Below are 22,557 nucleotides of genomic sequence, written 5' to 3'. Positions count from 1 at the left end.
TGAAAAATCAGGGATTCCATTATTATTAGGATCCCTGATTTTTTATCTCATTTTTAGAAAATGAGTGAGAAGAACATTATAATTTATTCACAGCTTCTTTAATATTTTCCGCTTTCGTTACAGCGGATATAAAAGAAACGCCATCAGCTCCAGCTTCTAATACTCTCTTCGCATTTGTTGTGTCAATCCCACCGATTCCTACTACCGGAAACTTAGGGAATTTTTTACGTAAGAAGCGAATCCAATCCAAGTCGACAGTGGACTTCGCATCCACTTTCGTTGTAGTAGGGAACACCGGGCCAGCACCTATATAATTAACATATTCTAGCGGACTATTATTTAATTCATTCTGATTGGAAACGGATAGTCCGATGATTTTCTCAGGAAACATCTCACGTAATTCTTTCACCGATTGATCATCTTGCCCTACATGTATCCCGTCTGCATCTAATTTATCCACTAGTGCGACATCATCATTAACAATAAAGGGGATTTGATTCACTCTACAAACTGTCCGCAATTCTTCTCCTAACTTCAATTTGCTATCTCCTGAAAGGGAGCCTGGTCCCTTTTCCCGAAATTGAAAAATCGTGATTCCAGCTTGCACCGCTTGCTCTAGAACAGTTACAGGATTTCCTTCAACATTTTGACTTCCCATAATGAAATATTTTCTTAATCGTGATGGATTAAATGATGACATCGTTATTTCACCTCGTTTGTCGTTAAATTACTTGTTTCAATTCGTGGTGCCCAATGATTGGTTGGGCCGCTTCCAGCTCCGAGGTCCAAGGAATATTTAATTGCTAGTGTTACATATTCTTTCGCCTGGTTGACCGCATCATAAAGAGGAAGGCCTTGGCTTAAATAAGCAGTTATTGCTGCTGCATAAGTACAGCCTGTTCCATGCGTGTTTTTTGTATTTATTCTTGGAGCCGAAAAGCGATGAATCTTAGAACCATCATAAAGGAAATCAACCGCATCGCCTTCGCGGTGACCACCTTTAACTAGCGCTGCTTTCGCCCCGAAATTTCGCACTAGCATTTCCGCTGCTTGTTTCATGTCATCATCTGTTTCAATTTTTTCACCTGTTAGATATTCCGTTTCCGGGATATTCGGAGTTACAATCGTTGTAAGCGGAAGCAGATTTTTCCGCAAATAATTACGGGAATTACGCTCAATCAATGTGTCACCGCTTGTAGCAACCATGACCGGATCCATAACAAATGGTGCATCCAAATGTTTAATCTTCTTATAAATCAATTCCATCATATCCTGGTTGGCAATCATCCCAGTTTTAAAGGCATGAACGGGCATATCGGAGAGGATGGAGTCCAATTGCTGTTCAATCATATCAAAGGAGACATGAGAAACCGCTTGAACACCTGTCGTATTTTGCGACACGATGGAAGTGATGACCGACATCCCGTAAGTTTTCAATTCCTGGAATGTTTTCAAATCGGCGTGAATTCCAGCACCGCCGCTCGGATCCGTACCCGCTATAGTTAGAGCACATGCAACATTTTTCATTGATTATTCTCCTTTTTCATTTTGTTTTCAAGCAACATAATGCTTAATTTTTGATTATTCCTTTGTTATGAACCTTAGATACAACGAGCAGTCCTAGAATTGCTCCGGATATACTGCTTACAAGGAATGGGGGAATGAAAGCAAATGCACCGGCGGACGAACTCATAAACACATAAGCAAATGGTACTGCAAACAACGCACCGATAACACCGCTGCCAATTCCTTCGCCTAATGCTGCGAGTGGTTTCTTCTTCGTTTTCTTATACAGGAACCCTGCAAGAAAAGCGCCGACCATTGCACCAGGGAAGGCTAATAAAGTTCCAAGCCCGAGCATATTGCGTAATAGACTAATCATGAAGGCAATCACGACTGCTGGACCGGGTCCCAGCGTGACAGCGGCCATGACATTAATGGCATGCTGGACCGGATAAGCACGGGCAATACCAGCAGGAAACCAGATTAATTGTGCGCTGATTGTTCCAATTGCAACAAAGACGGCCATCGTTGTGATGAGACGTGTTTTATTCATCCTTTGACCTCCAATCTTGAAGGGGAGAATCAACCAATTAAAAAAGCCAGGTCATGATGAGACCTGGCTTCACAAGAAAATAGTTATGAGAATAAATCTCACTACTTCCCTACGCTGGCACTAACCAGATCAGGTCGATAAGAGTCGGAAAAACACTTTCCTCTCAGCCCAGTTAGGGCACCCCTAGTAGTTTCATAATAATTCGTTCGAATCTAGCATAGCAAAAGTTTTCATAAATGTCACATGTTTTGAAAATGGTTAGCTCGGTTTCAGTGCGTACACTGTAATCAAAAATAGACGGACAGCTAACCCATTAGGGTTTTGCCTGTCCGTTTTATTAATCAATCGCTCCAAAGTTTATAATTGTCACATCAATATCAAATTCCATACTGGCATCTTGGTATTTTTCCATCCATTCCTTGTCCGTTGTTTTACTTCCTTTTCTTGAAGCAATATACTTTCTGCCAAGACCTAATGCATCGGAGTTCACCTCTTGAAGTTTTGCGAATAGTTTTTCGTACTCCCTTACAAAATATTTCTCTATATCACGTTCGAATCTCCGAGAAGTATCTTCTGATTTAATATTCATCGGGATCGAGGTTTCTAATAATTCCAGTTTCATCGTAATATCTGCCTTAAACGTTAAGGAACTAGCGTCGACAATTTTTATTTTTCCTTTACCTGTATTAAGCATTAAAGAAAGAAATATCGTATCTTCCATTTCTGTCGCTTCTCCTTGATAAGCAATCTCGTCCAAATAATTTTCAAGAGGTACACCTACATCAAGTGGAGCTCCACCCAAACGTTGTCTCAAAAGATTAGCCATAAATGATTCTTTTATGGATATGCTACCAACATACCGGTCTTCTCGAAATACAGCTGCTCTAGTCAGTGTGGGTTTGCCGTTTACTACATCTATTACTGGAAGAATCGGATCAATACCAACTTGTTGCACTAATCGTGTGAAAAACTCCAAGGTATTCCGCGGCAATGTACCCTTTTTCACTTCTTTTTTCATTAAGTCTTCCAAATACTCCGTCCGATTTAATTTTACACTTTCTTGCTCTACTTCGAGAAGTTCCTTTGCAGTTTGATTCGTTACGGCTAGCTGCATGATGTCAGAAACAGTTGCATCACGAACTAGTGTGTTCAAGAAGGGAAGAATACCTGATTCAGCTGCCTCTTTTCCGTAAAATTCTATACTGATTTTTCCAGGAACTAATGGGTACGGTGATTGTTTTTCAGCTTCAATGCGAGCCTCTTTAATCGTATGCCCCCTCCCAATCAACAGACTTGTCATATCCGGGGCATGCGGATCAAAAATATAGGGAATGATTGTCGTTTCAATCATTCGTTTTTCCCCTTCATCTATCAGGTCCACCCCACGTGTATTGATGATTGCCGACTCCTCGATTTGCCTCGTTTCCAGACAAGCCTGCAGAAGTACGATAAGTATAAAAAACGGTAATAATTTTACTGCTCGCATTTATTTTCCCTCCTTATTTTTCCTTATTTTTTTCTTCAAAATAACGAGTGGCAATAGAAGGAAGGGATAAATATAGACAATTCCATAAGATACCATGCTAACGTTATCAATTAAATGTTGGATTTTAAAATGCTCGTTAAAAAAAGGTATCAATATTAAAATGATACTAGCACTTGCATAAACACTAATTTTCGACGGAAGATTATAAATGCGCTTTGCTATATAGGTGATGCACCACATCAGAATAATAACTTTTGGCATCGCAACCATCATCCATTCCGCAATCGCAACATAATCCAATCGTTCAATGATGGGAGAAGTTTGAATTTTAAACAAGTTCAATACGGGCCAAATTCTTCTTTCCAATTGAGCTGGACTTAAGAATCCGATTGCTATATTTGTTGCAAGAAGGACGACGCAAGTAAAATAGGATATCCCTAAGAAAACAGGCTTCCCAATCTTTTCCTTGTTGGCTACAAAGGGGTAGATAAAAAACAAGATTTCAAATCCTGTAAATGTATAAGATGTAGCAACTGTTCCTCGTAATATATCTGTTACCCCTCGGTCCATCACAGGCAGGAAATTGAGAAAGTCCATTTGTTGTACGGGTTCAATTAATAAAAGAAATAGCCAAGTCGAGACTATAAAAAAGAGAAAGGTAATACCAATCACTGCTTTTAAGCCACCAAATACCGTATATACAGCAATGATAAGGAGCATACCTCCCAGCACGAGGACATTACTATTCGGTAAAACAAATACCTTGATAATTTGGATATAGGTTACAAGTGTTGATAAAATATAAAATATAAAATAAACGATGTACACCGTTCCGAGCACTTTCGAAATAAAACTGCCAAATAGATCGGTCTGGACACCGAGAATATCCGTGTTTTCATATTGCCTTAAAATATATAACATGACAAAAAGGAGCAAGGCAATATATAGATAGGCAAGGAGAATCGAAATCCATGCATCATGTCCAGCTTTCAAATAAAGAATTCTTGGAATTCCAATCAATCCAACTCCAAGCTGCATGGAGGCGATAATAAAAAACATATAGAAAGAACGGAATTGTTCCCCTTTTGGTATCTGAAGATTAACTTTCATTTATAATCCCTACTCATCAATATCTCTTCTTTCCGTAGCTTCCTCTTTGTTAAATAACTGTTTATCTTTTAGACGATACGATAAAAATCGTTCATTTTGCATTTGCTTTGGCAGACGGAAAAAGGCCTTGTTAAAATCTGCAAGCCGGAGTGGATAAAGTGGTGAGAGATAAGGTCTGCCTAATGACTCTAAACGGACTAAATGGATGACTAACAAACAAATACCAAACATCAGCCCGATAATTCCATAAAAACCTGCAAGAATAAACAATGGGAAACGAACAAATCGAATTGTATTACCCATGACATAACTAGGTGTTGCATAGGATGCTAAAGCACTCATGGTTACTAAGATAATCAGGATATTGCTTGTAATTCCAGCTTGGACCGCAGCAGTCCCAACAACCACACCACCAACAATACCAATTGTCTGTCCAACTTTAGTGGGCAGCCTTGCTCCAGCTTCCCGTAATAGTTCAATTACGAGTTCAATCAGGAGTACTTCGATGAGGGGTGGAAAAGGCACGATAGCCCGAGACTCACCGAGTGAAACTAAGAGCTGGGATGGAATGAGTTCATAGTGATATGTAGTTGCAACGACATACATCGGTGTTAACAATAAAGTAACAAATGCTGCAAGAAAACGGAGAAAGCGAACAAACGTACTTAATCCCCAATGAAAATAACGGTCTTCTGTGGATTCAAAGAAACTAAACAGTGTCGAAGGTGCGATAAAGGCTGAAGGACTATCTTCAACAAGAACAATAATTTTCCCTTGTTTTATTGCATACATGGAACGATCCACCAATTCTGAGGCTACAAATTGCGGGAAAACAGAAGTGGAGGAATCTAAAATAAATTGTTTAAGCATTTGAATGTCTTCAATCATATCGACATCAAGATCTGTTAATCGTTGTCTCATTGTATTAACGTCAGTTTCATTTGCGACAGATTTTAGATATATTATTCTTGTTTCTTTGGGATTTCTTTTTCCGACTTCAACTTTTTCCATTGCAAGGTCTGGTGTATTCATTCGCCAGTTGATGACATTCATATTACTCGTAAGTGATTCCGTAAAGGCAATCTGTGGACCGATGACCATCGATTCGGTTTCAGCTTTTTCCAGTTGACGTTTTTCTGCCTTGCCAATTTCGTACATAATAATCGCATTTTCATATTCGCCATAAAGGCCAATGTAACCATTAATAAGTTTATCTATAATCGTCTTGACATCGTAAAACGCTTCACCTGAAGAAAGCGGTATCTCACTTAATATCGAATCCATTGTCCAATCTATCTGCACATCCAATAGTTTACTTAACACCTGTTGCTCGATTTTAGCGAGATCAACGAGATAGGGGATGTAAAAAACAGCAATCTGCTTATTTTCTTGTTTATAAACCGTGAAACTTAGATCCTGACTATTAAGAATCTCTGTTTCCAGTTTGTTTTTCAATCCATCTATAGAAAGCGGAAAATCTACTTGATTTGCTTGTTTCTTTACAGGGCGCATACGTGACCTCCATCTGTCTAGCTAGTCTTTTTTAGTATGGATAAGTCAACTGAATTTATCCTATATTTTCTTATCTTTAATCAAAAAACTTAATACGAATATGGTGGAGGCATAAACTACGATAAAACGAGCGATTGAAGGAGAAACGTATAACACGTTAATTTAAAACAAGTATAATTTTCATTTGACAACCATACCATACGGGGGTATGATGTGGTTAGAAAAGGAAAAGGATGTGATTCATTTGGATAAGTTTTTACATGATCACCCAAGAAAACCAAGAACACAGAATGAAATAGATAAGGTTATTAATCGCTTAAAGCGTATCGAAGGTCAAGTACGCGGCGTGCAAAAAATGGTGGAGGAAGATCGCTATTGTATGGATATTTTAGTGCAAATTAGTGCAATCCAGTCCGCCCTGAAAAATGTAGGCTTCGCTGTTACAGAACGACATATTAATCATTGCGTCACAGATGCAATCCAGCAAGGTGAAGGAAAAGAAACGATTGAGGAATTAATGGGTGTCTTAAAGCAATTTTCCAAGTAAGGAGGAATGACCATGAGGGAGAGAAATCATGCAACCATTGGCATAACAGGCATGACCTGCGCGGCTTGTTCCAACCGTGTTGAAAAGGTATTGAACAAGATGGATGGGGTAGAGGCACAGGTTAATTTAACGACGGAAAAGGCAACACTTGATTATGACGCAGATAAGACGTCGATAGAAGATATTACGAAAAAAATCGAGAATATCGGTTACGGTGTTCTGACTGATAAAACAGAGCTGGACGTATTCGGGATGACCTGTGCAGCCTGCTCCAATCGAATTGAAAAAATATTGAATAAACAAGACGGAGTGAAGCTTGCGACAGTTAATTTATCAACGGAAACAGCGGTTGTTGAATATAACCCAGCCTTGGTCGATACCGATGCTCTAATCGGAAAAGTTAAAAATTTAGGTTACGACGCTAAACCGAAAGCGGAAGCAGAAGAGAAACAAAGTCATAAAGAAAAAGAACTCAAAAGCATGAAGACAAAGCTGATTATTTCAGCAATACTTACAGCACCATTGCTTATCACAATGTTCGTCCATTTATTCAATATGACAATCCCGGCAATCTTCATGAATCCGTGGTTTCAATTTGCAATCGCTACACCCGTTCAATTCATTATCGGCTGGCAATTTTACACCGGAGCCTATAGAAGCTTGAGAAGTGGCGGAGCAAACATGGATGTACTGGTTGCTTTAGGTACAAGTGCTGCTTATTTCTATAGTTTATATGAAGGTATCAGCACAATCGGTAATCCAGCGTATGAACCGCATTTATATTTTGAAACAAGTGCGGTGATTATTACGCTCATCCTGTTCGGTAAATATTTGGAAGCTCGGGCGAAGAGTCAGACGACGAACGCACTCTCTTCCTTGCTTAATCTGCAGGCAAAAGAGGCTCGTGTACTGAGAGATGGAGTCGAAACAATGATTCCAGTGGAAGAAGTCACAGTTGGTGACCGTTTAGTTGTAAAGCCCGGAGAGAAGATACCCGTGGATGGTACCGTAGTAAAAGGACGAACCTCTGTTGACGAATCAATGATTACCGGAGAATCTATCCCAATTGAAAAAGGAATAGATGCTGACGTTATCGGGGCAACAATCAATAAAAATGGTACGATCGAAATGGAAGCCACCAAAGTAGGTAAGGATACGGCACTTGCATCAATCGTTAAAGTAGTAGAGGATGCACAAGGGTCAAAAGCTCCAATTCAGCGTCTCGCAGACGTTATTTCCGGTTATTTTGTACCGATTGTCGTCGTCATAGCAATATTGACGTTTTCCATTTGGATGCTGTTTGTCCAGCCCGGTCAAGTTGAACCGGCTTTGATTGTTTCTATCGCTGTTCTCGTTATTGCTTGCCCATGTGCTTTAGGCCTTGCGACACCAACTTCCATTATGGTTGGAACAGGGAAAGCAGCTGAGAGTGGAATTCTCTTTAAAGGTGGAGAACATCTCGAACGTACACATGAACTAAATGCAATCGTCTTAGATAAAACAGGAACCATTACAAAAGGAAAACCAGAAGTTACGAACTTTACAGGTGACACGGAAACATTACAGCTGCTTGCAAGTGCGGAAAAAGGTTCTGAACATCCACTTGCAGAAGCTATCGTTGCCTATGCTACAGAAAATGATATTGAATTTCTTAATGTAGATGATTTCACAGCAATACCGGGGCACGGTATAAAAACCGTTATTTCCAAACAAGAAATCCTTGTTGGTAACCGAAAGCTGATGCAGGATAATCAAGTTGAAATCAAGAATGCAGATCAAGAAATGGTGCAATTGGAAAACGAAGGCAAGACAGCGATGTTAATTGCAGTCAATGGTGTATACCGTGGTATTGTTGCGGTTGCGGATACCGTTAAAGAAACTGCCAAAGATGCAATTAAAGAGCTGAAAAACCAGGGACTGGAAGTTATCATGCTTACAGGAGATAACGAACGAACTGCTGAAGCAATAGCTAAACAAGTAGGCATCAGCAAGGTCATCGCTCAAGTGTTACCGGAAGAAAAGGCTGAGAAGATAGAAGAACTTCAAGCTGAAGATAAGAAGGTAGCGATGGTTGGAGACGGAATTAATGACGCTCCAGCGCTTGCTGTAGCTGATATCGGAATTGCGATTGGAACGGGAACTGAAGTGGCTATTGAAGCCGCTGACGTAACGATTCTGGGAGGAGAGCTATTGCTCATCCCTAAAGCGATCAAGATCAGCCATAAAACGATTAAAAACATCAGACAAAACCTATTCTGGGCATTCGGATATAATACTGCCGGAATCCCAATTGCAGCAATCGGACTGCTTGCTCCATGGATTGCGGGAGCCGCAATGGCTTTAAGTTCCGTAAGTGTTGTTACGAATTCACTTCGCTTGAAGAGAGTGAAATTATAAAGTGAAACTTCAATCAGTGGGGATTTTTCTTCACCCCGCACGATAAAACAGCTCAATTTAAAGGAGGTGAAAATGATTATGAAAGAAACGTTAAACGTACAAGGCATGACATGTGGCCATTGTAAAATGTCAGTAGAAGGTGCGTTGAAAAAATTGGACGGCGTAACAGACGCTGAAGTCAATTTAGATGCCGGTCAAGTAGATGTCACTTTTGATGACTCCAAAGTAAATGTACCTGCTATGAAAGAAGCAATTGAAGATCAAGGATACGACATAGCATAATATAAAAGCTGGATTTCAGGTAATGAAATCCAGTTTTTTTAATAAGGAAGAGAAAATCTTTGGAAATCAATCCTATCAATATAGGGGATGAAGCCACTAATGATTTGCTGCCCCCTCAATTGATCACTTCACTTTCAAAAACTTTTATTAGATTTTTATACCAATCCTTTTATGTATAGAACGATGCATTCTGAAATAAATAATTGGAAACAAGATGCTGATATGATTAAGAACTTAGGGAAATTCCCACAAATTCCTCTAGTTGTTATTGGTCGGGATAAAGAGTATAACATCAGGTTAGGAATGATGGAGGGTGAACCGGAAGCGGAATTACGCTTATTGGAAGAGAAGTGGCAAGAGTTGATCAAGCAGCAAGCTAAACTGAGCAAGAACAGTGAATTGATATTTGCAACTACGTCAAGCCATATGATTCATCTCGATAGACCGGATGTAATAATTGGAGCAATCCATAAACTTATATTGGATAGAGACAAATTAGTAAAAAAGTGTCAGGAGTTTTAAAATGAGTGATGATTGGAGATCGTGTGCTACCGAAATAAAGACCTTTATCTTTAAATTGAAAGAAAGGATTAAAGAAATTATAGATGATAACTTTGTAGGTGCAGATGGAAAAGATAGCTAGCCTTTTGATGAAGCTGAACTTTTCTTGTTAAGAAACTATATCGCTGGAAAGGTGCAAGAGCTACTAATAAAGAATAATGAAAACCTCTTGACATAAAAGCAATATCATAAACTAAACTTAAATTGAAAAGCAGCCCTTGATGATTTTAGTGATGAAGCGAAACTTTTTGTGAGTATAACCCAGTAAGGGGCATGATCCATAGGAGTCGTAATATTTTACTAAGTCTAACTCGGGCTGCTTTTTAAAGTTTTAAAAAACATATTAGTTGGTTCTTGCTTCTTACATAAGAACACCTTGAACAATAAGACCAAGTACTAACCCAAGAAAGATAGAGGATAAAGTACCCAACAAGAAATATTCCGCCCAGTTGCGATCATCTAGCTGTTTGAAGCGGGCGATGAATTTGGCGGCGATAATAATAGCGATGGACGGGTATGCGCCTATTACAGTTAGGACGATAACAAGTAATCTTTCAATATAGCCGATTAGCTTTCCACGAGAGCGGGTTGGGGAAGAGTAGGTGAAATAGTGGTATTCCCCGGTAAAGCTATTTTCTGTCTTTGGTTGATCTCTCTCGATTCCATCAATCATTTTATTACGTAATGTCAATTCTCCTTCAAAGTTCGCAAATTCCGATGGCAATGAACCAACAATGTTTTTCACAATGTGTCCACTGACACTTGTGGCTAAAATATAAACTATAATAATAAATAAAACCGTATTAACAAGATGTAAACTACTTGTTCCAGATAACTCTTTAAAACTTGCAGTCATATCCGGAATACTAATGTGAAAGAAGAGTGTGCAGGATAACAGTATGATTACCACATGTAAGACTTGGTTCATCAAGAAAAAAACCACTCTTTTCATATTATCTGTTCTCGTACTCTTAATCGAGTCTATTAGTTTTATTTTCAGTAAATCAATTAGTAGGTGTGTGATAACAATAAAAGATAGGGGCAGAACAAAATAGTGAATGATATGTTTAAATTCAAATAGATAGACCCAGATAATGGCTAGCGCTATTCCCGAGACCAGTAAATGATGGAGAAAATGCTTCTTTAAGTATTTTAGTTTATCCTTAACCATTTGATCTGTCTGCAGCCAGAAATCAGCAATTAAGTGGGCAAGTAACAGCAATAATACAGCCATTAAACTCTCCTTTCTTTAGGTAAATATACATGTAAACGGTTGTTTACGTTTTGTCTAATATTGAGTTGAAGTTCCTCAGTTCGATCACCAACCGGTTCCATTTCCAATGAATTTAACACATCTACAATATTATAAAACGTATCTAAAATGACATCCGTCTTGCCATTTTTCATATGACTCGATATAGTAGACTTCGTCCTGCCGAGATATTCGCTGACTTTGTTTTGTTGGCCGAGCATTAAATAAAGTGAACAGACGAGGGACTGTATCTCAGTTTGTTCGTTTATTTGCTCTTGTTGTAAAAGTAAACTTGTATTTAATAGTGTTGCGAACTCGCTACTATAAACTTCGAACCCACTTGCCTCTTTGGCCCCAGCTAGTTCAAAATGAAATTGCATTCTGTTTTGTTGATTTTTAAGGAAATCATTAGCTAATCTCGCTTGTTTCATTAATGGGTGAATCCACGTTTCGATGTTTAGATTGTTTAGTTCCCCTTCGATATTGCCAAATGAGAGACCGAAATAAGGTGGATGGTCTGTGTATTTCCAAATACGACTTAAATAGAAAGCGAGTATATATGCAGATGCAAATCCATTACTAACAACGACTAATTCATCACCAGCTCGGTGTGCAACCTTTGTTGTTGTAATATATTGTGTCCAGTAAGCGATGCTAATCTGCAACTCTTGGAGGTATTCACTCAATTCATTTCCAATGTCTTCCTTAGAAGAATTGCTTACATCCATGATGAATACTGAAACTTGATTTTCCATGAATAATCAGCTCCTTTTCCTCTTAATCGTATATGAATTCGATTATATAACCGAACATACCATGAGTTCGATGCTTTAGTCAAACTCCGTATAAGTAAGAGTTTTTACTCTAACAAAACTGCTTCTTGAAAAGGAGAATAGCCTACTTTCAAGCCTCCACAGTTTTCTAGTATTTAAGGTTTTTCTGACTTTAACGTAAAAAATTACAAGACTATATTAAGTGTCTATTTAGGTGAGGCCTAGGGGAATAAAAGAGGCACTGTTCTTAACTAGAACGCACCTCTTTTATTAAGGCGATCGACTTTAAATTTTGTCTAAAAAATGACATTTTCCGTTTATAAAGCAAACGAGCCACTTTCTATATTGCTCTTTACAACTATTTTTCTTATGATTATTATAAGGGATTTTATATAGGAGTGGAGAAAACATATGAATAATGGTATCAACAACGCTAAACAGCGAAATTATAATCCGCTGATTTGGTTACTATCTATCGTGGTAGTAGGAGTTATAGTGGCAACATATTTCTTGCCGGAAATCCCAGGTGGTACAATATGGGGAATCGAATTAACGGTATTACCGATGCTGAATGCTATATTCAACAGCTTTACCTTTATCTTTTTATTGATTGCGTTAGTTATGATTAAAAAGAAAAACATTACATTACATCGCAGATTCATCATCGCTGCTTTTGCAACGACCTTTTTATTCTGTATCTCATATTTAACGTATCACTCAATGGCTGCATCTACTAGTTACGGCGGAGATGGCCTGCTGATGTACATTTATTATTTTATACTCATCACGCACATTATACTTGCTGCCTTAATCGTGCCGCTTGCTCTGATCACACTTGGCAGAGGTTTGAATATGCAAGTGGAAAAGCATAAGAAAATTGCACGCTGGACAATGCCACTCTGGTTATATGTGAGCCTTACTGGAGTATTGGTCTATTTAATGATATCACCATATTATTAAGCATAGGTAATCTCATATTTATAAGGTAGGGAAACCATTTTTTTCTGGTTTCCTATTTTTATGTTAAGAAATAGAAACTTTGGATGGTTTACTTCAGTAATTACAACTATACACATCAAAAACTTGCTTGAAATAAAGTATTAAGTTGACTTTCATTGATTGTAATTATATATAATAGAAGGGCGTAAATTATTATGGTTGATCGGCAGGAAAAATTAAAACAGCAAGGATCTTACTGCAAGATACGGTACGTTTTTAGGAGGAAATACATTGGCAGCGATAACAATCGTTAAAGCTCTAAATAATAATGTCGTCATGGCTGAACATCCTGATGAGGGAGAGGTCATTGTAATAGGGAAAGGAATTGGCTTTAATCGAAAAGAGGGGGATTCCCTCTCAGCAGCACAAGCGGAAAAACTATTTGTTTTAAAAAATGAAAAAGAACAAGAACAATATAAAAAGCTGCTGCCGCAAATTGATGAAGCATGGCAAAGTGCGATTATCGAAGCGATTGGCCATATTAGTGAACGAGTGTCAGGCAAGTTAAATGAACATATCCATATCGGTTTAACAGACCACCTTTTACTTGCGATGGAGCGGGTTCGAAGTGGACATACAATTGTTAATCCATTTTTAACTGAAACGGTCACTCTTTATCCCTTTGAGCAGGGATTAGCAAAAGATGCAGTGGAAATAATTGGGGAAAAGACAGGCATTTACTTACCGAAAGATGAAATTGGATTCATCACACTTCACATACATAGTGCGTTAATGAATAAAGAGCTAGGAGAGGTAAATAGACATTCACAGCTTGTTACAAAATTAATTCATTTTATTGAAAGTGACTTTGAACTTGAGCTCGATAAGGAAAGCCTGGATTATATGCGGCTTGTCCGACATTTGCGGTTTACGATTGAACGTGTTGTGCAAGGGGAAAAAGTGCAAGAACCAGAAAAAATTGCCCAGCTGTTGAAATATGAATATCCATTATGCTATAATCTAGCTTGGAAGCTAATAAAAGTTATGCAAGAATTTTTGAAGAAAAAGGTATATGATGCAGAAGCGGTTTATTTAACGATGCATCTTCAACGTTTAAAAAAATATGAATAGCAATTATATCTGTACGTGTTACTGGATTAGGCAGGCATAAGTATGAAAGATAATTGAAGAGACTTAACATGGGGAATCTCCATGCTTCTTTTCAATGTCTTCTAAACTTATGCCTGTTTTTTTATTTCGTTTTTATTAGCTTCGATTAAAAAAATATTGGAGGAGTAAGAAAATGTGGAAAAAGTTTTTTGGTGTTTTACAGAAGCTTGGTAAAGCATTGATGCTTCCGGTGGCGATGCTGCCAGCAGCTGGTTTACTGTTAGGGCTAGGAAATGCCGCGCAACAGGATGCAATGTTACAGCTTTTGCCGTTTCTTGATGCGGATTGGATACAATTAAGTGCTCGGGTGATGGAGGACGCAGGTGATATTATATTTGCTAACCTGGCACTTATCTTCGCGGTCGGGGTTGCAATTGGACTCGCGGGTGACGGCGCTGCAGCGCTTGCTGCGTTAGTTGGATATCTCGTAATGAACCAGGTGATGGGATCATGGTTAGGGCTATCTGCCGACAAGGTTGCATCAGAACCGGGATTTGCTAGTGTTCTCGGAATCCCGACATTACAAACAGGAGTTTTTGGCGGGATTATAATCGGTTTAATAGCTGCTTATGCTTATAATCGCTATCATGATATAGAGATGCCGTCTTTCTTAGGATTCTTTGCTGGTAAACGATTCGTTCCGATTATGACAGCAGCCTTTTCATTCATTGCAGGTTTGCTGATGTTGCTAGTTTGGCCACCTGTTCAAGAAGCAATGAACAGCGCGTCCCTTTGGTTAATTGAAGAAGGAACATATCTCGCCGTTTTTGCGTTTGGTTTTATTAAGCGTTTATTGATTCCATTTGGTTTGCATCATATATTCCATGCGCCATTCTGGTATGAATTTGGAAGCTATACAACGGCTGCTGGAGAGATAGTTAGAGGAGATATGACTATTTTCTTTGCCCAGCTAAGAGATGGTGTTGAAATAACAGCTGGTAATTTCATGGCTGGTGAATTCCCGATTATGATGTTTGGACTTCCAGCTGCAGCGTTAGCAATGTATCATGCAGCACGTCCGGAAAGAAAAAAATTAGTTGCTGGTTTACTCGGTTCTGGTGCGTTAACTTCATTCCTAACGGGAATCACAGAACCACTTGAGTTTTCATTTATGTTCTTATCACCAATCCTGTTTCTAATCCATGCAATCCTGGATGGACTGTCCTTTATGCTTATGACATACCTTAGTGTAAATATTGGTTACACTTTCTCTGGCGGGGGAATAGACTTCTTACTATTTGGAATCTTGCCAGGTCAGGAACCTTGGTGGTTAGCGGTTATTGCAGGTCTTGTGTTTGCAGTGATTTATTATGTCATTTTCCGTTTTATGATTCAAAAGTTTAATCTGAAGACACCTGGACGTGAAGCGGTTAATGGTGAAGACGGGAATGAAGGTACTGCTATTGATCAAAATAGTTTACCTGCCCAGGTACTTGAAGCAATGGGTGGAAAAGAGAACATTGCCCATTTAGATGCATGTATTACAAGACTTCGCGTATCTGTTAACAATCAAAGTGAAGTCGACAAAGATCGCTTGAAAAAGCTTGGTGCTTCTGGTGTATTAGAAGTTGGAGAGAACATACAAGCTATTTTCGGTCCGCGTTCAGAGATAATTAAAGGTCAAATGCAAGATATTATGGCAGGTAAAACGCCACAAGTAGAAGAAGAACAAAAGAAAACAGAGACTAGCTCGAATAACTCGGTACAGGATGATTCATTTGTTTCCCCAATGACGGGTGAAATCAAACCAATTACAGACGTACCTGACCCTGTATTTGCAGGAAAAATGATGGGTGATGGTTTTGCAATTCTACCAACACATGGGACAATCGTTTCACCTGTGAACGGGAAAATTGTTAACCTCTTCCCAACCAAACATGCAATTGGCATTGAATCAGAGTCTGGCCGTGAAATATTGATTCACTTTGGAATCGATACGGTGAAATTGGAAGGTGAGGGCTTTGAAGCACTTGTGGCGCAAGATGATGAAGTCAAAGTAGGACAGCCTTTATTAAATGTTGATTTAAGTTATGTAAAAGAAAATGCACCATCGATTATGACACCAATCATTTTTACAAACTTAAAAGAAGGTGAAACTGTCAGCTTAACGAAACAAGGTAATGTAGAAATTGGTGACGAAGAAATTATTAAGATCCAGTAATATGTAAAACATGTATGGTAACCCCGCTTTGTATTAGATAACAAAGCGGGTTTTTTTGCACGCATTGGAAGATAAGCGAAGGCTGGGGGATAACTGCTTTAGGGTGCAGATCACCACTTCCGATTATTTTAAAGCATTCCAACTTGTAATTAGATAAATGGTTTATTTAGCACTTGATTACCGCTGTAAGCTTTTACAATCCGAATTTTGTACTACATTCCTTTTAATAATCACGTTATACATTATAATTCCATTCTAACTTACTGGTTAAGAGGCAACGATCAACTCACCGAGAAATTCTATCAACAAAGAGTCATCACTTGTAAACTTGTCATTTCGTTCTAGTATCTTTGTTTTATTTAAGCTATTGCCCGTTCTTATGTCGTTCTATTTAATGAACAATTAAAATTAATATGAGAAAAACATCGGGGGTTATACACTTTATAACGAACAAAAGAGAAGAAGTGGGCAAAAATTTAAATGGATATGTTCACAAAAAAGTAAGCGATAAATTTGAGAGGATGTGAGATTTCTAGATAGTACCCTCTTACAATTACATTGATTGGCGGGTAATATGGAAATCCGCCAATCTATAGTTCGTAAAAGTTATTAAGCGTATGATATTTAGATGGGACATATTAACTGTATAAAATGCTTGATTGTCATGCACCAGCAATGTTTAAATGAATTTTGCTCATATGCTGCTTCATTATTTTAAGAATCCGGAATAATAGTCACACCGATTGTTCGAATTGGTACATGTTTTTCACTGTTTTTACTTGTATCATTGTAATATTTCAGCATCAGATTGTTAAGTTCCACTTGAAAGTCCTTGAATTTATCATCATCCAGATTTAATTCTACGATTGAGAATGTGGAACCATCTTCAGAATTATCGTTTTCTAAGTTGGTTAAATAGGTTTTATATTGATTTAACAGTGATAATTGGTAGTAAGAATAGTAGTTTATTTTTTCATCTAAGGATGCTTTTTTCCAATCATCACTGCTCAGGCGTGCCTGCTCTGCATTTAATATATAATACTTTTCAGATACAGATCTGACCTTTTTTTCCTTTAAAACTCGTATAATCCCAGCATCTAACAATACTTGTATGTGCCGATAAAGTGTTGCTTGTGGAACATCTTTAATACTTTTAAGCATTTCCCGTGGACTTAACCCATTTTCCTTGTTCCTCATTAAAACTTGAGAAATTTTTATTCGAACTGGATGCATTAATATGTCAACTTTATTCGTCATTGGTTTATCTCTCCTATAGATTTATCTAAGTAAGAATACTCTTGTTAAGAAATAGTATAGTAACTATTATTATAATTAATAATGAAAAAAAAACAATAATTTTTAAAAAATTGATGTATTATTTTATACTTTGTGTTATTATTATTGATAATGATAATGAATAAGGGAGTGACTACTCATGAAATTACATTATGGACTAGACGATTTAAGTGAATTTGATATCGTGGCTTTTCTTCCCATTATTTTACCAATAGTGGCGATTGGACTCATTTTAGTTTTAACTGCGCTGATTGATCTTTATAGACATCGTGAAAGAAGAGAAAATGTTTTAATGTGGGCACTTATTATTATTTTTGCTAATACAATTGGTTCGATATTGTACTTTGTTATCGGAAGAAAGGAAAGTGGTGGAAGATGAAGCTAGAAATTAAAAATGTCACAAAGTCATTTAAAACTAAAACAGCAGTTAATCATTTTTCGATGGAGATTCAAAGTGGTGAATGTGTTGCTTTAGCAGGTCCAAATGGAGCAGGAAAATCGACCCTCATAAAACTTATTTCAGATATTATGAACCCTGATCAAGGAGAAGTATTACTAAACGGGAAAAACATTTCGAAAATGAAAAAGGAAATTGGTTATTTGCCGCAGTACCCTAATTTTTTCCCATGGATGACTGCCAATGAAACGCTAAACTTTATGGGAAGATTATCTGATATTGGAAAAAATGATTTGGAAAGGGGGATTCCATGGGTTTTATCAAAAGTAGGTTTAAGTGGAGAAGAGAATTCTAAGGTTGGAACGTTTTCTGGTGGAATGAAACAAAGGCTCGGTATTGCTCAGGCTTTATTACATAAGCCTTCTTTAATATTAATGGATGAACCCGTATCATCTTTGGATCCCATTGGCAGAAGAGAAGTATTAAACATTATTAATGAAATTAAGGAAGAAACAACGATTCTATTATCGACTCATATATTGGGGGATGCAGAAGAAATATGTGAAAGATTTGTCATTATAAAAGATGGGAGGAAAATAGAAGATGCGACAATGATTGACCTCTTAAAAAGAAATAATAAAGATAAACTTTACTTTGAAATTACTGAAAAGGTGAAAGATTGGGTAAGGGAGATTGGAGCGTTTGATTATGTGAAGAATGTGGATTTAACTGGAAATAGAGTCAAAGTGGAAGTGGATAATATTGGTTTAAACAAGGATATGTTACTGAAGAATGCTTTAAAAAATAATGTAAACCTTGTTCAGTTTAAAATAGATAGTGAATCTCTTGAGGAAATATTCTTGAAGTTGGTGGTGGACAAATGAATCAGTTTACCGTGTTAGTAAAGAAAGAACTTATTCAATTGGTACGTGAAATCAAGCTTGTTTGGTTTCCACTTGTCTTTATTTTCTTAGGTATCACTCAACCTGTTGTTAGTTATTACATGCCCTCCATCTTAGAAATGCTTGGTGGAGGACAGGGGATTTCTATAGATCCTAGTATGATGGCACAAAGCGGAGGTGAAGTTCTTGCTAGTACATTGGGGTCTCAATTTGATCAGTTAGGGGTTATGATTATCGTAATTTCGTTGATGGGAATTGTACAATCAGATAAAGCGAGTGGGATGTTAGCTTTTATTCTTACAAGGCCTGTCAAGGTTGGCTCATATCTTAGTGGGAAGGTCTTCTCACACTATGTATTTATCGCTTTTAGTGTAGCAGTAGGATATATTGTTTCATATATTTATACTCAATTTTTGTTTACGGGAATCCCTTTGGAAGATTTAAGTATAGCATTACTATTATACTTGCTATGGGTTTTGTTTATTGTTTCATTTACAACAATGATTAGTACTATTTTCAATAGTCAGGGAGTTATTGCTTTACTATCTATCGCCATTCTATTGGGTTGTCGAGTAATCGTTGGTTTAAATCCATTTCTGGATACTATAAATCCAGCGAGCATGAGCACATACGGAATGGAACTATTAGTCGGAGGAGTATTGAATTCGAATGTTTTTTGGAGTATTTTAATCACTTTAATTTTGTCCGCGTTAGCCATAAACATATCAAATACTTGGATCTCTAGAAAAAAGTATCGAATTGATTAATTTAGTGAAAATGAAGAGGTGATGATTGTGTTAAGTATTTCAGAGCTCGAAAAAAGCTATCCAAACAAAAAGGTATTGAATGGCGTGAATTTACACATTCAGAAGGGAGAAATTTTAGGTTTCGTAGGGGGAAACGGAGCCGGAAAAACAACAACACTAAATATCATAACGGGTATTTTAGATTGTGATAAAGGAGCGGTTAGTATCAATGGCTTGACTAATAAGTCGGGTCTGGAATACAAAAAGCAGTTCTTTTACATTCCAGATACAATCCATGTGTTTAACAATGTTCCAGGTTACGATTGGATACTTTTTTTGATGAGTTTATTTAATATCGAGGATAACGAAAAGTTGGATGAATATATAAAGGTATTTGATATGGAGGATTCGATTAAAAAATCAATGGGAACTTATTCATATGGGATGTTGCACAAAATGTCTTTGATTGCGGCTTTTACAATCAATCCTCCAATTATAATTATGGATGAACCCATAAATGGGTTAGATCCAAGTGCCGTTGTCAGTTTTAAGGAAGAGATTAAAAAGTATGTTGAACGGGGTGGGACGATATTCTTTTCAACTCATCTATTAGATGTCGCAGAAAAAATTTGTGATACTATAGCTATTTTAAAAGACGGTAAAATTATTTTACATGATAAAGTGAAAAATATAATTGGTGATAGTTCATTAGAGTCTATCTTCATGGAGGCGCAAATTTATGAAAGAGACACTCAACCTTACTAAATTTTTTATTTCATCTTTTTATAAAAAACCAAAACAACAGATGTTGCAGGTTGTTTTATTAATAGCCTTATTCTATATGTTTTTCCAGCTTGCTGTCGTTGATATATCCATTTATCTCATTGCAGATACTCATCTGTTTATGTTTTATAATTTAGCCATTTCAAGTATTCTCATCTATGCCCTAACTTGTTACCTGTCGACCATACAATTCTTTTCTTTCAAAGAATTTCCAGCATTAGCGTCTCATCCCATATCGTACAAAAAAATTTCAACAGCTAAATTGATTAGCAGTATATTGGTACCTCTAATCCTGTCATTAATCATCCAGGTACCAGCGCTCATACTGTTAATCATTGATCTGAAGATGATAGAAATCGCTAAGTTGATTATTCTTATGCCAATCATTAATGGATTCATCATCTTATCGTTGTTATTTGTGTTATCATTTGTAAGTACGTTTTACTATAAATATAAAAATAAAACATCTTATTTAATGACAAATTTTATATTGATGTCGTTATTTCCCATTGCATCTATAGCACTATATGCATCATTTTCAAAAAATAAAAACATAGTTGAATTATTTGAAATCACGGGTTTGGAATCAATGGCTGGCTTGATCAATTTGATTCATTCGATACTCCATTATCTCTTTGAAAATGTTATGGAAATTCCATTACTCAGGGAAATCATTGAACAATTTACATCGAATGACATCTCGATTCCATTTATATTGATTACTATTTTCTTAATTCTAATAAGTACTCTATTTTACTTTGTCACTATTTATAATACATCCATTAACTACTACAAAAATGGTATACATGAGAGTGCTGTTCAAACGAACTTGCAAGGATCGAGTGTTCATATTACTGAAAATCAGTGGACTAACTATTTGCAAAGAGAGGTATGGGTTATAAAGTCAGAGGCTTACTTTAAAATGCAGGTTATTTTAGGAATATTACTGCCACCGGTTATTTCATTGATTTTCTTAATCCTGATTCAATATGATGTTTTTCCAGCAACTCTAAATATAACAGAAGAAGGGGTTCTTGATAAATACTTTTCGTATCTGGTTTTATTTCTTTGTTGCATTAACAATATTAGTGGGACGCCTTACTCTAGGGAGGGGAAATACCATGACTTATTAAAATATAACCCGTTTAATTCAAGCTACGTGTACCTTTCTAAAGTGATCATCGCGTCAACAATGAGTTTAATAGCCGTTCTCTTAAGCTTTATTTTATTTGCGGTATTTGGCTATTGGAGACTTGAAACTGTTGTTATGCTAATGATTATAGCCGGTTTAGTGTTCTGCTACAACTTGTTAACACCGCTTTTTGATAGTAAAAAACCATTAACTGATTGGGTCAATCCGTCTGAAGCGGCTAAATCGAATCCGAATGTATTAATTAGTTTACTTTATGGACTGCCACTCTTAATTATTATTGCCATTCTGCATGTTGGCTTCATTTGGCTTAACATACATTCTTTATTAGTCTCTTTTATCATACTACTGGTTGTTCTAGTGACAATATATATACTGGTAAAAAAATTAAGAGTAACACTATAAAATTACTAACATATGTAAATTGTTGAATAAATTGTAAAAGGAGAGTACATTTATGGGACACCATGATAAGGATTTTAAAATGTATGCTGCTCGATTAGTAGTAGAAGAAGGAAAAAAGCCTAAACAATTAGCAGAGGAGTTTGATGTTTCTATACAAACCTTACGAAACTGGGTCAATACTTATAAGGAGGAGAGAGATGAAAAGCTTTCGGACGTAGGTAAGGGCACCTCATGCCTAGACGATGAAAAAGATAAAATTATTCAAGAATTGAGGGAGGAAAATGAAATCCTTAAAAAGGCAATGTATGTCTTTACCAAAAATGGTTAATATAGAAAGTTACCGTTGTTTACTTTAATATCATCAGAAAGTGCCTTTTTCGGTTCCTCTTATCAGTTAATAAAAGGCAATTTGCCTATTTGTAACTGCTAAACTAGACTCAACAGTTTTCCACAAATAAGAGTAAACAGTTTTCACCAATTAAGACTAAACGGTTTACTAATTCCATATCCCTTTCGGTATACTTAAATCGGAGTATGTCGAAGGGGGAGGAAATAAGGAGTGGAAAAGTGGATGATTTACCAAGAGATACATCGTTTAAAGAAAAAAGGATTCTCAAAGAGCCAGATTGCAA

The 22,557-nt window shown here is 37.0% G+C and carries 22 protein-coding genes and 1 riboswitch; of the genes, 13 read left to right on the top strand and 9 right to left on the bottom strand.

All coding sequences use genetic code 11. The annotated features are described in order from the left end of the window. Positions 1–76: 76 nt before the first annotated feature. From thiE to LZD48_RS04015, 6 genes are all read right to left on the bottom strand, one after another. The gene (thiE, locus tag LZD48_RS04040) at positions 77–700 is read right to left on the bottom strand and encodes a thiamine phosphate synthase (protein WP_235761457.1); all 624 of its coding nucleotides are present in this window, start codon (positions 698–700) and stop codon (positions 77–79) included. Positions 701–702: 2 nt separating this feature from the next. Further along, positions 703–1,527: a bifunctional hydroxymethylpyrimidine kinase/phosphomethylpyrimidine kinase gene (gene thiD / locus LZD48_RS04035; protein WP_235761456.1), complete on the bottom strand. Its 825-nt coding sequence runs from the start codon at positions 1,525–1,527 to the stop codon at positions 703–705. Between the two features lie 43 nt (positions 1,528–1,570). Beyond that, positions 1,571–2,056 (bottom strand): energy coupling factor transporter S component ThiW, encoded by a 486-nt coding sequence (thiW, locus tag LZD48_RS04030; RefSeq protein ID WP_235761455.1) that lies wholly within the window; start codon positions 2,054–2,056, stop codon positions 1,571–1,573. A gap of 89 nt (positions 2,057–2,145) precedes the next feature. Next, positions 2,146–2,251: riboswitch (TPP riboswitch) on the bottom strand. A 142-nt stretch (positions 2,252–2,393) separates the two neighbouring features. Beyond that, positions 2,394–3,542, bottom strand: coding sequence for a Ger(x)C family spore germination protein (locus tag LZD48_RS04025; RefSeq protein ID WP_235761454.1), 1,149 nt, complete (start codon positions 3,540–3,542; stop codon positions 2,394–2,396). After that, positions 3,543–4,652 carry a GerAB/ArcD/ProY family transporter gene (locus tag LZD48_RS04020; protein ID WP_235761453.1) on the bottom strand — a complete coding sequence of 370 codons (1,110 nt, stop codon included), beginning with the start codon at positions 4,650–4,652 and terminating at the stop codon, positions 3,543–3,545. 9 nt (positions 4,653–4,661) lie between these two features. Then, positions 4,662–6,164: a spore germination protein gene (locus LZD48_RS04015; RefSeq protein ID WP_235761452.1), complete on the bottom strand. Its 1,503-nt coding sequence runs from the start codon at positions 6,162–6,164 to the stop codon at positions 4,662–4,664. A gap of 244 nt (positions 6,165–6,408) precedes the next feature. On the opposite strand from LZD48_RS04015, the gene LZD48_RS04010 reads away from it, so the two are divergent. The 4 genes from LZD48_RS04010 to LZD48_RS03995 all read left to right on the top strand — a co-directional run bounded on the left by LZD48_RS04010 (position 6,409) and on the right by LZD48_RS03995 (position 9,912). Further along, a complete protein-coding gene (locus LZD48_RS04010; protein ID WP_235761451.1) occupies positions 6,409–6,711 on the top strand; it encodes a metal-sensing transcriptional repressor in 303 nt (100 codons plus the stop codon). A gap of 12 nt (positions 6,712–6,723) precedes the next feature. Then, the gene (locus LZD48_RS04005; protein ID WP_235761450.1) at positions 6,724–9,108 is read left to right on the top strand and encodes a heavy metal translocating P-type ATPase; all 2,385 of its coding nucleotides are present in this window, start codon (positions 6,724–6,726) and stop codon (positions 9,106–9,108) included. 75 nt (positions 9,109–9,183) lie between these two features. Then, positions 9,184–9,390, top strand: a complete 207-nt coding sequence (gene copZ, locus LZD48_RS04000; protein ID WP_235761694.1) for a copper chaperone CopZ — start codon at positions 9,184–9,186, stop codon at positions 9,388–9,390. Between the two features lie 222 nt (positions 9,391–9,612). Further along, entirely contained in the window at positions 9,613–9,912 is a 300-nt protein-coding gene (locus LZD48_RS03995) for a hypothetical protein (protein WP_235761449.1), read from the top strand. 400 nt (positions 9,913–10,312) lie between these two features. On the opposite strand, the gene LZD48_RS03990 is transcribed toward LZD48_RS03995, so the two are convergent. Then, positions 10,313–11,185: a DUF3307 domain-containing protein gene (locus tag LZD48_RS03990; RefSeq protein WP_235761448.1), complete on the bottom strand. Its 873-nt coding sequence runs from the start codon at positions 11,183–11,185 to the stop codon at positions 10,313–10,315. After that, positions 11,185–11,958, bottom strand: a complete 774-nt coding sequence (locus LZD48_RS03985; RefSeq protein ID WP_235761447.1) for a hypothetical protein — start codon at positions 11,956–11,958, stop codon at positions 11,185–11,187. Before LZD48_RS03985 ends, LZD48_RS03990 begins: the two co-directional genes overlap by 1 nt. A 429-nt stretch (positions 11,959–12,387) precedes the next feature. Between LZD48_RS03985 and LZD48_RS03980 the strand changes: the two genes are divergently transcribed. From LZD48_RS03980 to ptsG, 3 genes are all read left to right on the top strand, one after another. Beyond that, the gene (locus tag LZD48_RS03980) at positions 12,388–12,936 is read left to right on the top strand and encodes a DUF420 domain-containing protein (RefSeq protein ID WP_235761446.1); all 549 of its coding nucleotides are present in this window, start codon (positions 12,388–12,390) and stop codon (positions 12,934–12,936) included. Positions 12,937–13,206: 270 nt separating this feature from the next. After that, the gene (glcT, locus tag LZD48_RS03975; RefSeq protein ID WP_255770509.1) at positions 13,207–14,046 is read left to right on the top strand and encodes a glucose PTS transporter transcription antiterminator GlcT; all 840 of its coding nucleotides are present in this window, start codon (positions 13,207–13,209) and stop codon (positions 14,044–14,046) included. 172 nt (positions 14,047–14,218) lie between these two features. After that, positions 14,219–16,246: a glucose-specific PTS transporter subunit IIBC gene (ptsG, locus tag LZD48_RS03970; RefSeq protein WP_235761445.1), complete on the top strand. Its 2,028-nt coding sequence runs from the start codon at positions 14,219–14,221 to the stop codon at positions 16,244–16,246. Positions 16,247–16,960: 714 nt separating this feature from the next. Here ptsG and LZD48_RS03965 read toward each other — a convergent pair. Beyond that, entirely contained in the window at positions 16,961–17,503 is a 543-nt protein-coding gene (locus LZD48_RS03965) for a helix-turn-helix domain-containing protein (protein WP_235761444.1), read from the bottom strand. Positions 17,504–17,681: 178 nt separating this feature from the next. Between LZD48_RS03965 and LZD48_RS03960 the strand changes: the two genes are divergently transcribed. From LZD48_RS03960 to LZD48_RS03935, 6 genes are read left to right on the top strand one after another with little or no spacing between them, the layout of a single operon-like run. Further along, positions 17,682–17,921 carry a PLD nuclease N-terminal domain-containing protein gene (locus LZD48_RS03960; protein ID WP_235761443.1) on the top strand — a complete coding sequence of 80 codons (240 nt, stop codon included), beginning with the start codon at positions 17,682–17,684 and terminating at the stop codon, positions 17,919–17,921. Beyond that, a complete protein-coding gene (locus LZD48_RS03955) occupies positions 17,918–18,823 on the top strand; it encodes an ABC transporter ATP-binding protein (protein WP_235761442.1) in 906 nt (301 codons plus the stop codon). Before LZD48_RS03960 ends, LZD48_RS03955 begins: the two co-directional genes overlap by 4 nt. Beyond that, positions 18,820–19,608, top strand: a complete 789-nt coding sequence (locus tag LZD48_RS03950; RefSeq protein ID WP_235761441.1) for a DUF2705 family protein — start codon at positions 18,820–18,822, stop codon at positions 19,606–19,608. The genes LZD48_RS03955 and LZD48_RS03950 overlap by 4 nt, the downstream gene beginning before the upstream one ends. Before the next feature lie 27 nt (positions 19,609–19,635). Next, positions 19,636–20,352, top strand: coding sequence for an ABC transporter ATP-binding protein (locus LZD48_RS03945; protein WP_235761440.1), 717 nt, complete (start codon positions 19,636–19,638; stop codon positions 20,350–20,352). Between the two features lie 40 nt (positions 20,353–20,392). Continuing rightward, positions 20,393–21,925: a hypothetical protein gene (locus tag LZD48_RS03940; RefSeq protein WP_235761439.1), complete on the top strand. Its 1,533-nt coding sequence runs from the start codon at positions 20,393–20,395 to the stop codon at positions 21,923–21,925. A 52-nt stretch (positions 21,926–21,977) separates the two neighbouring features. Then, on the top strand, positions 21,978–22,253 hold the full coding sequence (locus LZD48_RS03935) for a transposase (protein WP_235761438.1): 276 nt from the start codon (positions 21,978–21,980) through the stop codon (positions 22,251–22,253). Positions 22,254–22,557 lie beyond the last annotated feature (304 nt).

It is taken from the genome of Oceanobacillus alkalisoli (assembly GCF_021556485.1).
GTDB classification, from domain to species: domain Bacteria; phylum Bacillota; class Bacilli; order Bacillales; family Amphibacillaceae; genus Oceanobacillus; species Oceanobacillus alkalisoli.
The sequence above is the reverse complement of the archived record's forward strand: the minus strand, read 5'-3'. Positions and strand labels throughout refer to the sequence as shown.

Bases quoted from the DNA above. Each gene is read 5' to 3' on its own strand.
- thiE (WP_235761457.1), bottom strand. From the start codon at position 700: ATGTCATCATTTAATCCATCACGATTAAGAAAATATTTCATTATGGGA.
- thiD (WP_235761456.1), bottom strand. From the start codon at position 1,527: ATGAAAAATGTTGCATGTGCTCTAACTATAGCGGGTACGGATCCGAGC.
- thiW (WP_235761455.1), bottom strand. From the start codon at position 2,056: ATGAATAAAACACGTCTCATCACAACGATGGCCGTCTTTGTTGCAATT.
- LZD48_RS04025 (WP_235761454.1), bottom strand. From the start codon at position 3,542: ATGCGAGCAGTAAAATTATTACCGTTTTTTATACTTATCGTACTTCTG.
- LZD48_RS04020 (WP_235761453.1), bottom strand. From the start codon at position 4,652: ATGAAAGTTAATCTTCAGATACCAAAAGGGGAACAATTCCGTTCTTTC.
- LZD48_RS04015 (WP_235761452.1), bottom strand. From the start codon at position 6,164: ATGCGCCCTGTAAAGAAACAAGCAAATCAAGTAGATTTTCCGCTTTCT.
- LZD48_RS04005 (WP_235761450.1), top strand. From the start codon at position 6,724: ATGAGGGAGAGAAATCATGCAACCATTGGCATAACAGGCATGACCTGC.
- LZD48_RS03995 (WP_235761449.1), top strand. From the start codon at position 9,613: ATGATTAAGAACTTAGGGAAATTCCCACAAATTCCTCTAGTTGTTATT.
- LZD48_RS03990 (WP_235761448.1), bottom strand. From the start codon at position 11,185: ATGGCTGTATTATTGCTGTTACTTGCCCACTTAATTGCTGATTTCTGG.
- LZD48_RS03985 (WP_235761447.1), bottom strand. From the start codon at position 11,958: ATGGAAAATCAAGTTTCAGTATTCATCATGGATGTAAGCAATTCTTCT.
- LZD48_RS03980 (WP_235761446.1), top strand. From the start codon at position 12,388: ATGAATAATGGTATCAACAACGCTAAACAGCGAAATTATAATCCGCTG.
- ptsG (WP_235761445.1), top strand. From the start codon at position 14,219: ATGTGGAAAAAGTTTTTTGGTGTTTTACAGAAGCTTGGTAAAGCATTG.
- LZD48_RS03965 (WP_235761444.1), bottom strand. From the start codon at position 17,503: ATGACGAATAAAGTTGACATATTAATGCATCCAGTTCGAATAAAAATT.
- LZD48_RS03960 (WP_235761443.1), top strand. From the start codon at position 17,682: ATGAAATTACATTATGGACTAGACGATTTAAGTGAATTTGATATCGTG.
- LZD48_RS03955 (WP_235761442.1), top strand. From the start codon at position 17,918: ATGAAGCTAGAAATTAAAAATGTCACAAAGTCATTTAAAACTAAAACA.
- LZD48_RS03950 (WP_235761441.1), top strand. From the start codon at position 18,820: ATGAATCAGTTTACCGTGTTAGTAAAGAAAGAACTTATTCAATTGGTA.
- LZD48_RS03940 (WP_235761439.1), top strand. From the start codon at position 20,393: ATGTTGCAGGTTGTTTTATTAATAGCCTTATTCTATATGTTTTTCCAG.
- LZD48_RS03935 (WP_235761438.1), top strand. From the start codon at position 21,978: ATGGGACACCATGATAAGGATTTTAAAATGTATGCTGCTCGATTAGTA.